The organism is Xenococcus sp. PCC 7305, from assembly GCF_000332055.1.
Taxonomy (GTDB): Bacteria; Cyanobacteriota; Cyanobacteriia; order Cyanobacteriales; family Xenococcaceae; genus Xenococcus.
The window spans coordinates 1-12,281 of record NZ_ALVZ01000188.1; the positions used below are offsets into that span (position 1 = coordinate 1).

Here is a 12,281-nt window from a genome sequence, read left to right on the forward strand (position 1 = left end):
TTTAACGGGGCTTCGCCCTTGAAGGCAGAGGGCAGAGGGCAGCGGTGAGACCCCGCGCCGCCGTCAGGCGCAAGGGAACGCTCACCAAGAGAGAGGGCAGAAGGATAAATCTACTTCTAACTTATCCCTTTAGGTTGAATTCCTCCACTTCTTTAAGTGGAACAGGGCATACTAGTGAGTCTAATTCTCCCACTATGCCAGTTACCTTCTGCCTTCTGCCTTCATTCTTCTGCCTTCGGTTTAACAAGACAAAAAAATACCCTATTAAAGTTTATTCAATAGGGAAAGTTCTATGATTCTTATAAGTAGCTTTGATTCTCGATATAAGCTTTTTAATAAGCAAGAGTTTCGAGGGTTTCTTTCAAATAACGACGTACCACAAAATCTAAATCACTTTGCTCACTAATTCCCTGTTCTTTTTGCCAACGTTTAAATCCAGAACTTTTTGCGATCGCAGACCGTAGATTAGACCAGATTTCCAAATCTTGGTTTTCTTGCTCTACGGTGAAAGTAGTTGAGTTTGTCATTATATAATTCACTGCCTAGTAACATCGTTATCCTCTAGGGTAACTCAATTATAGAAATCAAGTTGTAAGACTGATCACAGTTTAGTTGTAAGAGTAATCACAATATTAAGGTGCTAAAAATATTCAATTCACTCAATCTTCCTCTCCACAGGCCAACTCAATATTTTCTTTCCGCAAGTATTTGAGGGCAGTTTGCACCACCAGATTCTGGATTTGCTCAAAATTTGTATTGGTTGGAATATACCAAAAATTCAATTCATAAATAATTCCTAAAGAATCCGTGCCCGCGCAAAGAACCTCTGGAGTGGGTTCGGCCAGAAGACTTTGGGAATTTTGGGCGATCGCGGTTGAGAGTGCCTGCTCAAAAGCCTCAATTGCCATTTCTGGGGGCGTATCTTGAGTGAGGGTGAAGGGAATTGTCGCCCGAGTAATCGTCTGGGGCCGCATGTAATTAATCACTGTCTTATCATTAATTACACTATTGGGAATCAAAATCGTATTACCCGATAAAGTTTCAATATGAGTCGCTCGCCAAGTAATATCTGCAACATAACCTTTAACCCCTTCATCAAGAATTTCAATATAATCTCCAACCTGAAAAGTACGTTCCAAATTAATTGCTAGACCGGAAAAAATATTGGAAATATTAATCTGAATTGCCAGACCAATAATAGTTAAGGCTAAGCCCGAAGTCGCCAACAAACTAGTTAATGGTTGGTTAAAGACATAGGCAATCACACAGAAAAAAGTTAGTAAATAAACAACCATCAGCACCATACGATGCACTAAGGTGGGAACAGCCTGTCCAGTTTTTTGCTCTAAAGGTTTCCAAAAGAATAACTCCAAAGCTTCGCCAAAGAAATAGGCTGGAACAATCCACCATAAAGTATCGAAAATCAAAATTATAAATTCGGTGTATTCCCTTATTATTAGTTTTTCTAGAGATTTAACCAGAATTATTTCCGTCGCAAATAGCAATATTAGGCTAGAAACAAGTTTTAAGCCCCAAATTTGCAATTCTGATAATTTAATCCTCTGAGAGTTTTTTTTAAAACTCAGAAAATAGATAATTACAGCAGCTAAAATCCATAAATAAATTGCACTGGAACGGCCGATTTTCCTCCGGAAATTAAGTTGCTCTTGGGAGATGACAATAGCTAAATTAAAACGAGAAAACTGGGCATCTATGCCTTGATTAGTCAATACTATGGGATTTCCTAGAGTCTCTTGCTCAGTGGAATCTTGAAAAAAAGTTGCTCGCTCAATTTGCCAGCCTGTGTCAGAACTGAGAACTTGATCATTTTGTAGGAGTTCTACCAAAGATTGATCGGCATTAGGCCCCAATCCCAAAGAATCAATCACATAAAGAAGATGGTTTTGTCCAATTTGCTGGTTAATAAAATTAATCCCGAGAATATGTTCGCCAAAATTGCGATCGGACTCCAGAAAATTGAGGTTAAAAGTCCCACTGACCTGATACAAATCGTAGGCTACATTATTTTTCACTACTTTTGTAGTAGGTTTACCAAGATCGATTTCGCCGACTGCATTGAGAAACTGAATATCTGCAATAGGTATAGTATTTTGGGTGTTTTCCGGAGTACGATAACGAAACCACAGGTCAAAGTCCAACTGAAAGGTTTTTTGCTCTAGATCAAGATTTGAAATATGACGAGGGCGAACCCCGGTATAAACGACATTAGTTCGGTTGAGAAATTGCTCCCCAAATTGAACAATCGTCCCTTCTGTCAAATCTGTTGCGGTTTCCTCTTGGGATTTGGTCACAGCTAGGGGGGTCAACTGTTCTAAAGCTGAAACTAGTTGGTTATTCACCGTGACACTGATCGCCACATTCTGAGCACTGTCACCCTCCGCATCAAAGTAAATTGCTCCATTAATCCCTGGGACCGAAGTTTCTAAGGAGTTCATCAAGGTAATCTGATTACGAACCTTGCGCCGTTCTTGGGCCAAGAGGTTGGGGTTTCCTGTAACTTCTGCTCGTTCTAGGGCGGCGATCGCTACCTTGGCTGAATTGTAAAAGGTTGCTGCTACCCAACCGGGTTCTTGATTGTATTTTTTAAGGTAGCGGTTTTTAAATTTCTGAGCTCGTTCTCCTAAAACATCAAAAATAATTTGGGAAATTGAATAAATCCCATTGGTAAAATATCCTGGTTGCGCCTGCTCTTCGGGATAGTTGGCAAAACGCTGGACAAAGGTTCCTGAGCTGAGAGTGTCTCCTCCAATTATGGGATAGGATAATCCCTGGCGTTTGATGGCAGTGATAATTTGTTCGGCAGGATCTTCAATCACTAGCACCACGATCGCTCCAACTTCTTCAGGCTTGGCATCTGCCAATTCTGCCACTAGATTTTCGATATTTTGCTTGAGCTCAGTATTATTCGCTGCGGCTATATTCCACTGATTTTGGATTGTAACTTGATGTTCGGCGGCTCCTTGGATAAAGGCTTGCTTGACGGAATTACTATAATCTTCCTCCGCATCATAAACCAGAGATACTTGGGAATAACCCAGAACTTCCTGAAGATAAAATGCCAAGAAATCCATTTGCGATGAGCCATTGACCAGAGTCCGAAAATACCAATTATTTCCTTTGGTAACTTCATCAGCTGTGGCTCCCCCGGTAATGGCAGGAACGCCAAATTCCTGGTAAACTTCTCCCGCTGCGATCGAAGAACTGCTGTAGTAATGACCTAAAACCACCAGTGCATTACTCTCCTGGGCAATTTCCTCGGCAACCTCCCGAGCTTGTTCGGGATTATTGCCATCATTAAAGAGTTCAAGTTTCAGCTTTTTGCCATTGATGCCACCTTTTTGGTTGACTTCTGCAATATATTCTTCAACTCCTTTGATTGCTTGATCAACTCCAATATCGATCGGCTGATCTATCCCCACAGAGACCGCAATAATCAAAGGCTCTTCTGAAAACAACCAACTCTTCAAGAATAAAGCTAGAACCAGAGAGAGCAAAAAAAGAATTATGGCCAGAACTCGGCGGGATTTGAACCTAAAGGGTCTATTCATCAGTTTGGGAATATAACTTCTAACTTCTACCTTGACGCGCTAGCTAATTCTTTAGAGCTGCCTTCTGCCTTCTGCCTTCTCTCTTGGTGCGCGTTCCCTAGCGCCTTGCAAAGGCGCGGGGTCGCACCGCTGCCTTCTGCCTTCGTTTGACAAAGTTGCACGATTAAGTTCTAGATATACTAGCAGGGCATTAATATCCGCTGGATTAACGCCTCCAATGCGAGAAGCTTGGCCCACCGTTAGAGGACGAACTTTATTCAGCTTTTCTCGTGCTTCCATCGATAGAGTTTCCAGGGTCATATAATCGATCGCAGAAGGTAGTTTACGATTCGCATGGCGAGCAACCTGTTCAATTTGATTTTCTTGGCGCTTGATATATCCAGAATATTTAATATCGATTTCTGCTCCTTCAGTTTCTGGGGTTGCTAGTTCAGGGTTATGCAAATTATGCTCAGCTAAGTCGGGATAATGAAATCCTGGACGGCGCAATAAATCCGCAAGGGTAATTGAACCTTTGATTTTCTGTCCTGTGGCTGAGGCGATCGCGATGCCCTCGGTAGCTTGCTCTTTGATCCTGGTACTATGAAGACGTTCTTTTTCGGCAATGATCTTTGCTTGTTTATCAGTATATAACTGCCAGCGGCGATCGCAGATCAAACCAATTTCCCGACCCTGGGGAGTCAAACGGCGATCGGCATTATCCGAACGCAACACCAAACGATATTCCGAGCGACTAGTTAGCATTCGATAGGGTTCCCGCAAATCCTTAGTGCAAAGATCATCAATTAGAGTCCCCAGGTAACTTCCTTCTCGGGGAAAAATTAACATTTCCTGCTTACTGGCAAGTCTTGCGGCATTGATACCCGCAACAATTCCCTGGGCTGCTGCCTCTTCATATCCTGTGGTGCCATTTATCTGTCCTGCGGCAAATAAACCCTCAATTTTCTTAGTCATCAGAGTGGGATAACATTGGGTTGCGGGCAGATAATCATATTCAACGGCATAGGCAGGACGAAGCATGACACAGTTTTCCAGGCCAGGGAGAGTTCGTAACATTGCCAGTTGTAGGTTTTCTGGCAAACCTGTAGAGAAGCCTTGAATATAGAGCTCGGGAATATCTCTGCCTTCGGGCTCAATAAAAATTTGATGACTAGTTTTATCAGCAAAGCGGACAATCTTATCCTCGATGCTTGGGCAATAGCGCGGGCCTTTAGCATCTACCCAGCCACCATAAACAGGTGATAAATGGAGATTATCCCGAATAATTTTATGGGTTTCCGCCGTTGTGCGAGTCAGATAGCAGTTCATCTGCTCCCTTTCCTGCCAAACTTCAGGGTCAAAACTAAACCAGCGAACTTCTTGGTCTGGAAGTTGCAATTCCATTTGAGCGTAATCAACCGAGCGCTTGTCCACTCTTGCGGGAGTTCCCGTTTTCAATCTGCCTGTTTCAAAGCCAAGGCGAGCTAAAGTTTCGGTTAAACCAACTGCAGCAAATTCTCCTGCTCGACCTGCCTCCATGGATTTATTGCCCACCCAAATTTTTCCGCCGAGAAAAGTTCCCGTGGTGAGCACTACAGCTTTAGCCCCAAAGGCTGTGCCAAAATAAGTTGTGACACCGATAATTTCTTCATTCTTGCCCAAAACCAAATCCGTCACCATAGCTTCACGGATACTGAGATTCTCTTGGTTTTCGACAATTTCTTTCATCACCGCAGCATATTCACGCTTATCGGTCTGGGCTCTTAAGGCCCATACAGCAGGACCTCTAGAAGAATTTAAGACCCTTTTTTGTAGATAGGTGCGATCTGCCATTTTGCCTAGTTCTCCCCCCAAGGCATCTACTTCATGGGTGAGTTGGGATTTTGCCGGGCCCCCAACGGCAGGATTGCAGGGTTGCCAGGCAATTTTATCCAGATTAAGAGTAAGCATCAGAGTTCGACAACCTAGTCTTGCAGCGGCTAAAGCAGCTTCACATCCTGCATGACCTGCACCAACTACAATGACATCAAAACTATCTTGAAATTCTACTGGATAAGATACTGTCATAGGGATAGATTAAACCAACTTATTAAATGAGGAAGGTGAAATATTGTAAGCCTTCTAGAATGCCACCAGCAGAAGCTTCTCGCGCCTGGTATAGAGATGGTCTTTGATTTTCTTGATACCATTGCCGCAATTCAGGTTTGGCATTCCCTACAATGATACCGTTCTCTTCGCCACTCAATAAATCAATATCACTGATCGAATCCCCACAAGTCACCGTCCTCAAAGTTGCTAGCTGCCATTTGCTTTGGAGAAATTTTACGGCTAAACCTTGATCAGCATTGGGGGGAAATAAATCTAAATCTTGATCGGCATGATAAAAAAATTTAATCTCGAACCCTGCTTCGGCAAGAAAAATTTTTAATTGATTGATGATGGTTTCTGCTATGGGATGGGATAGATAATAGCTAATTTTAAAAGGGTTTTGTTCAGATTGGGGTTGGGGTTGCAGTTGGGGAAATTTATTGGCGATCGCGAGTATTTGTTCTCGATGCCAACCCTGGGCGAGGATATCTGACCATTCGCGATCGCATTTGGCTTGTTCTGGATCAAAATACATTTGGGTGCCCAAGGAAGTAATTAGGGCATCAGGTTTCAACAAAGATTTTGCCTGAGCTATTATTTGATAAGAGAAAAATGACCTTCTTGTTGTATAAACAATTTTTGTTTGATATCTTTGGCGATGTTCCTCTAACTGTTTATTAAGCTTTTGAAGGGCAAAATCATCTCCTAGCAAAGTATCATCCAAATCTGTAACAAATAAAAATGGCTTCATTATTACCTATCTTTGATTGCACAACCCAAGCCCAAAATAACAGTATTTATTCAAGTTGGCATCATCATTGAATTAGATATTAGGTTTAAGCGATCGCTATTTTCTCTTTGTTTACTGCTCTTTTGCTGAATTTTTAATCAACTTTTTGATAGTATCGCGATCGAGTTGATTTATTTCCTCCCTCATTTCGCGAATATTATGGCAATCTTCTGGATGTTTCCTAAACTTAAAAAGTTTTTTCCCAGTTATCTAGTTAACCATCAAACTAACGATCCTCAAGCATCCTTGCCTCATTGGCTTCAAGGTCTTACTTTGGGAGCCGTAACTATCGCCTCAATAGTTCTCCCCTTCAATAAGCAAACATTGGCGCAAACATTATATTTTCTCTACCCTCCAATCAAAGAACCTTTGCGTGTTGAGTCTCTAGATATTTTTGCCCGAGAAGGTGAAATTAATCGGAATTTAGGTTTTTTTCTCGACTTAGCTCGAACAAATGAAGAAGCACAACTCAAATTTCGTGAAGCTCTAAATACTCCAGCAGCATTAGAACCCCTTCTAGTCTCGCGCTTTTTTAACAGTAACTTAGGAGAAGAGATTCTCACTCGGGTGGGTGATACTATCCAAATTGAAGGTGGTCGGAATGGCAAATATGCTCTTAGAGGCGCATTGGTAGCCGCCGCTTTCGATGATGAAGGATTGAGTCTCATCAATTTTTTTCGCAAATTACCAACCAATATTCAGTTTGATTTGCAAAAAATTCTCGAAATTTCCCAATCAACCGAAAAAGCAGTAGCAGCGACAAAACTTTTCAGTGAAGTGGTGATCCCCCAATTGTCCGCAGCCGAAGCAGCAGCAGCGGAGCCGGTAAATTTTGCTGACCTTCGGGACTTAAGAGAAAGAGGAGGTCATAGCGTGAAGGAGCGAAAATGGACACTCACCGATAAAAGTCGAGAGCGTAGTTTTCATGTCGATCTTTATCAGCCAGCGCGATCGCAAAGAGACAATACTCCAGTGCTAATAATCTCTCATGGATTGGGTTCGACAACAGAAGAATTTGCCCCTATCGCTCAACATCTTGCTTCCTACGGTTTTGTTGTGGCAGTACCTCAACATATTGGCAGCGACTCCGAACAAAAGGATGCTTTGTTCAGTGGCTTATCACGAGAAGTTTTTCTCACCTCAGAATTTATTGATCGCCCATTAGATATTAGTTATGTGATCGATGAACTGGAACGCCGCAATCTAGAAGAATTTGACGGCAAACTAGTTTTAGATAAGGTTGGGGTTTTCGGCCACTCTTTTGGTGGTTATACCGCCCTAGCCATTGCAGGTGCAACAATTGATTTTGACCATCTAGAACGCGAATGCACTATTGGCGAGGGTCGACTGAATACCGCCTTGCTGTTGCAATGTCAAGCTTTAGATCTCGAACGTCAGGAATATAATTTTCGTGATGAGCGTGTTGTTGCCGTTTTGGGTCATAATCCCGTTAATAGAACTATATTTGGCCCCCAAGGATTAAGCTCTATTCAAATCCCGATTCTTCTGGGGGCAGGCAGTTATGATCCTGCCACTCCTTTTGTTTACGAGCAATTGGATTCTTTTACCTGGCTTACTAGTGCTAATAAATATCTTATGTTGCAGGAAGGTCAGACTCATATTGACCTTTCAACCATTGATGGTGGTATGAGCGAAGTAATTGATTCGGTTGAAGAGATAGTTTTGCCGGAGACACAATTGCTACAAGATTATAGCCATGCTACTGTGCTTGCTTTTGCAGAAGTTTATGTCGTCAACGATCCAGATTATCTTCCTTATATACAATCTTCTTATCTGAACTATCTCAGTCAAGGGCAAAAGTTTAAAACCTATCTAATTAGCGAGGATTCCTCGGAGAAGTTAGTTGATGAGATTGCCAAGTCTAAGTTTGAAGACTAGATAAATTAAAGTTTTTCTTGTGTTGGGAAAATGCTTTAGCAATGAATGATAAAGCCCTCTCGATGATGAAAATCAGCAATTGCTTCTGGATGAGCTAATGCCCAATAGGAAAGTTCTCCGTTGTTAGATTCTATGACAGCAGTAATTGCGATGTCTAAATTTTTATCCAACTCAACAATTAAATCTAAATTAATTTCTAGATTAATAGTTAGGGATTTTGTTTGTTTTTTTAGCCTAAAGGGTAAAGCATCAAAGGCTTTTTCTTCTGTCATTCCCTGACGATATCCACTAAAACGATAAACATTCCAATCCCCAGTGGTCGCAAGATTGAACTCCCAATATTGAGAAGAGTTTGCGGTGCCGATAAAAAATTCCCAGCAAGTTGTTTGCCATAATTCATCTTTACGAGTAGGAATCTCATCTGATACAGGAATAACGATTTGAGATAGATCCCCTTGCAGTAAATAATCAAGTTTGAGTTTGTTGTCTGCTCTAAGAATATTGCCTGAAATATTTATTGTGGGGTTGGAATCAGATAACTCAAAAGGCTTTAAAGTAAATTTGCGATCGCTGTTCATTTTAGGATAAAACTTCAATGCATTTAGTTAATTAATCATAGAGTAATCTCAATTTTTAACTATTTTATTAATTACTGTGACACTTCAATCATGTTGTTTGTGAGACTTTAAATTTAGCTTTTATTTTTGGGAACCATTTTAAAAGACAAGCCTGATCTTTTTATATTTTAACCAGTAATTATAATGTTATTAGCTCCTGAAATCGACAAATTAGATTTTAATCAAAATCGTCTTGCAAAAGTCACAACGCTAGAAAGTCTTACCTCTTCAAAAACGTTAGTCATTATCGACTCCAATGTTGCGAATCCCCAACAACTAGCAGCAGGAGTAGTTTTCGGGGCAGCAGTTAGAATTCTTAATCGCGATCGCGATCGCATTAGTCAGATAACCGAGATTTTACGAGAATATCCCAATCTAGAAACGCTGCATCTAGTTAGTCATGGTTCGCCTGGTTGTCTTCACTTGGGCAATAGTAAATTAAATCTTGATACTTTGCCTTTATACGCAGCAAAGATCAAAAGTTGGTTCTCCGTTTCCCAAACTCCCCATTTCCCAAACTCCCCATCTCCCCGTCTTCTCCTCTACGGTTGCAATGTCGCGCAAGGTAATGTCGGCAGAGAATTTATCAGTAAGTTACAACAGTTAACCAATGCCCAGATTCAAGCTTCGAGTACCAAGGTAGGGAATAGTGAGCTAGGAGGTAATTGGCAATTAGATATTGCGATCGCGGAAAGTGATTCCTTAAGGCCTAGGTCAATAGCATTTAACTCCAAGACTCAAAAAAACTACGCTGGAATCTTTGCTGTTCCTGTTGCCAATGATGATTCAATATTTCCAGCAGCCTTTGATTTGTCTAATTTGGATGGCAGCAATGGTTTTATTCTTAAAGGAATTGATGAGGAGGATTTTTCCGGTGGATCAGTAAGTAGTGCAGGAGATTTCAATGGGGATGGACTCGCCGATCTGATTATTGGGGCTGATTATGCTGATTTTTTTCCTACCATTAAGAGTTCGGGAGAGAGCTATGTCGTATTCGGTACGAGCAATCCCAATTCTTCTATTGAACTAGATAATCTTAATGGCAGTAATGGTTTTGTCTTTCAGGGAATTAATTTGGGTGATCGTTCAGGCCAATCAGTAAGTAGCGCAAGAGATATTAATGGAGACGGTTTTGATGACATTATTGTTGGGGCATCTGGCGCTGATCCTAATGGCAACAGTGGTGCAGGAGAGAGCTATGTGATTTTTGGAACTAGTAATTCTAGCTCTTTTCTTAGATCATCTAGTCTTGATGGTAGTAATGGTTTTGTGATTAATGGAATTGATGTGGGTGATCGCTCAGGAACTTCTGTAAGTGGCATAGAAGACTTCAATGGAGATGGACTGCCTGACGTTATTATTGGTGCTCCCTTTGCTGATCCTAATAGTGATTCTAGTGGAGGAGAAAGCTATGTAGTTTTCGGAACTAGTAACCCAGGTGAATCTATCGAATTATCTGGTCTTAATGGCAGTAATGGTTTTATGCTTAATGGAGTTTCTTTCCTTGATCGTTCAGGCTTTTCGGTAAGTAGTGCAGGGGATTTTGATGGAGATGGTCTAACTGACATTGTTATTGGAGTTCCTTATGCCGATTCTAACGGCAGTGATGCAGGAGAAATCTATGTGGTTTTCGGGACTAGTAATCCAAGTGCTTCTATAGAAGTACATAGTCTTAATGGCAGTAATGGTTTTGTTCTTAGTGGTATTACTGCCGGTGATTTTTCAGGTTGGTCGGTAAGTAATGCAGGAGATTTCAATGGAGATGGACTGGCTGACGTTATTATTGGGGCTCCTCATAACTTTTCTTCTTTAGGAGAAAGCTACATAGTGTTTGGGAATAGTAACCCAAATGAATCTTTTGAGTTGTCCAGTCTTGATGGCAGCAATGGTTTTATCCTTAGGGGGATTTCTATCGGTGATTATCCAGGTTCTTCTGTCAGTAATGCAGGTGATATTAATAGAGATGGTTTTGATGACGTTATTATTGGCGCACCGAGTGCTGATTCTAATGGAAATAGTAATGCAGGGGAAAGCTATGTAGTTTTTGGGACTGATAATCCAAGTTCTCCCATTGAGTTGTCCAATCTCGATGGTAGCAATGGTTTTATAATTAATGGTGTGGCTTCGTTTGATCGTTCAGGCTCTTCAGTAAGTAATGCAGGAGATGTAAATGGAGATGGTATCGCTGACGTTATTATTGGAGCCAGGAGTGCTGATCGTAATGGCATTAATGGATTAGGAGAAAGTTATGTCGTGTTCGGCAGAGATTTTAATACCGATAAAGATACAGCATTTACGACTAGTAGCGTATTCGCCAACGACACCGACGCTGATGGGGATCTGCTGTCCATTACTACCATTGATACCACAGGAGCTTTAGGAATAGTTACAAATAATGGCGATGGAACCTTTGATTATGATCCTAATGACCGATTTGAATTTCTCAACTCAGGAGAAACTGCTACCGATACTTTTACCTATACTGTAAGCGATGGAATTGATACCGACACAGCCACTGTAACCATTACCATTACTGGTGTGGAGTATCCTAGTAATAGTCCTGTTGCCAATAACGATTCGATACTGTTTCCTTCTGCATTTGAATTATCAAGTCTTAATGGCAGCAATGGTTTTGTCCTTAATGGAATCGATGAAGGTGATGGCTCAGGAGAATCAGTAAGTAGTGCAGGAGATGTTAATGGAGATGGTCTCGCTGACGTTATTATTGGAGCAAGATTCGCTGACCCTAATGGCAATAGTTCTGGAGAAAGCTATGTGGTATTTGGGACTAATGACATAAATGACTTGATTAATTTATCAAGTCTTAATGGCAGTAATGGTTTTGTTATTAATGGCATTGATGGGGTTGATTTTTCAGGTCGTCCGGTAAGTAGTGCGGGAGATGTTAATGGAGATGGTCTCGCTGACGTCATTATTGGAGCAAGATGGGCTAAACCTAATGGCAATCGTTCCGGAGAGAGCTACGTGGTTTTCGGGACTAGTAATCCCACCTGAGTTCGACAAGATGAAACCAAGACCATACGCGATCGCTAAAAAATAAATTGCGCTCAGCAAAGCTTGGCGCTTTGTGCGTCATGAGATTTAAAATGGATTAGGCTCTATCTTCTAGCTGCTGAATCAGGGTTAAAAAACAGTAGGAGGGAGAGCCGATAAAGCTTTGGGCTCTAGATCAAGAGAAGGTTTCTGCGGGAAATAAGAGTAAGCTACTAATCCAGCCAGAAGATTCACCAGAAAATTCCAGATACTCCTGTGTCTTGAATGCTCTATTTGAGAAATATTTTTGAGTTGGTCATTGACTGTTTCAATTAAAGCTCTCTT

At 41.3% G+C, this 12,281-nt stretch carries 8 protein-coding genes; 2 read left to right on the forward strand and 6 right to left on the reverse strand.

From position 1 onward, the window contains the following. Positions 1-332 precede the first annotated feature (332 nt). The 4 genes from XEN7305_RS14675 to XEN7305_RS14690 all read right to left on the reverse strand — a co-directional run bounded on the left by XEN7305_RS14675 (position 333) and on the right by XEN7305_RS14690 (position 6,387). Entirely contained in the window at positions 333-527 is a 195-nt protein-coding gene (locus tag XEN7305_RS14675; RefSeq protein ID WP_006510247.1) for a hypothetical protein, read from the reverse strand. A 132-nt stretch (positions 528-659) separates the two neighbouring features. Continuing rightward, entirely contained in the window at positions 660-3,569 is a 2,910-nt protein-coding gene (locus XEN7305_RS14680; RefSeq protein WP_006510248.1) for an ABC transporter substrate-binding protein, read from the reverse strand. Between the two features lie 51 nt (positions 3,570-3,620). Then, positions 3,621-5,615: a tRNA uridine-5-carboxymethylaminomethyl(34) synthesis enzyme MnmG gene (mnmG, locus tag XEN7305_RS14685; RefSeq protein ID WP_006510249.1), complete on the reverse strand. Its 1,995-nt coding sequence runs from the start codon at positions 5,613-5,615 to the stop codon at positions 3,621-3,623. Between the two features lie 22 nt (positions 5,616-5,637). Next, positions 5,638-6,387, reverse strand: coding sequence for a sucrose-phosphate phosphatase (locus tag XEN7305_RS14690; protein ID WP_006510250.1), 750 nt, complete (start codon positions 6,385-6,387; stop codon positions 5,638-5,640). 198 nt (positions 6,388-6,585) lie between these two features. Here XEN7305_RS14690 and XEN7305_RS14695 point away from each other — a divergent pair, with 198 nt between their 5' ends. Next, the gene (locus tag XEN7305_RS14695) at positions 6,586-8,325 is read left to right on the forward strand and encodes an alpha/beta hydrolase (protein WP_238568982.1); all 1,740 of its coding nucleotides are present in this window, start codon (positions 6,586-6,588) and stop codon (positions 8,323-8,325) included. A gap of 35 nt (positions 8,326-8,360) precedes the next feature. On the opposite strand, the gene XEN7305_RS14700 is transcribed toward XEN7305_RS14695, so the two are convergent. Then, positions 8,361-8,921, reverse strand: a complete 561-nt coding sequence (locus XEN7305_RS14700; RefSeq protein WP_202951287.1) for a DOMON-like domain-containing protein — start codon at positions 8,919-8,921, stop codon at positions 8,361-8,363. 165 nt (positions 8,922-9,086) lie between these two features. Here XEN7305_RS14700 and XEN7305_RS26740 point away from each other — a divergent pair, with 165 nt between their 5' ends. Beyond that, positions 9,087-11,957 (forward strand): DUF4347 domain-containing protein, encoded by a 2,871-nt coding sequence (locus tag XEN7305_RS26740; protein ID WP_006510253.1) that lies wholly within the window; start codon positions 9,087-9,089, stop codon positions 11,955-11,957. Between the two features lie 129 nt (positions 11,958-12,086). On the opposite strand, the gene XEN7305_RS14710 is transcribed toward XEN7305_RS26740, so the two are convergent. Then, positions 12,087-12,281 (reverse strand): transposase (locus XEN7305_RS14710; RefSeq protein WP_006509744.1); only part of this gene is annotated, 195 nt, incomplete at its 5' end.

What these genes read in the sequence shown, in the direction of transcription:
- XEN7305_RS14675 (WP_006510247.1), bottom strand. Translation starts at nt 527, where the DNA reads ATGACAAACTCAACTACTTTCACCGTAGAGCAAGAAAACCAAGATTTG.
- XEN7305_RS14690 (WP_006510250.1), bottom strand. Translation starts at nt 6,387, where the DNA reads ATGAAGCCATTTTTATTTGTTACAGATTTGGATGATACTTTGCTAGGA.
- mnmG (WP_006510249.1), bottom strand. Translation starts at nt 5,615, where the DNA reads ATGACAGTATCTTATCCAGTAGAATTTCAAGATAGTTTTGATGTCATT.
- XEN7305_RS14695 (WP_238568982.1), top strand. Translation starts at nt 6,586, where the DNA reads ATGGCAATCTTCTGGATGTTTCCTAAACTTAAAAAGTTTTTTCCCAGT.
- XEN7305_RS14680 (WP_006510248.1), bottom strand. Translation starts at nt 3,569, where the DNA reads ATGAATAGACCCTTTAGGTTCAAATCCCGCCGAGTTCTGGCCATAATT.
- XEN7305_RS26740 (WP_006510253.1), top strand. Translation starts at nt 9,087, where the DNA reads ATGTTATTAGCTCCTGAAATCGACAAATTAGATTTTAATCAAAATCGT.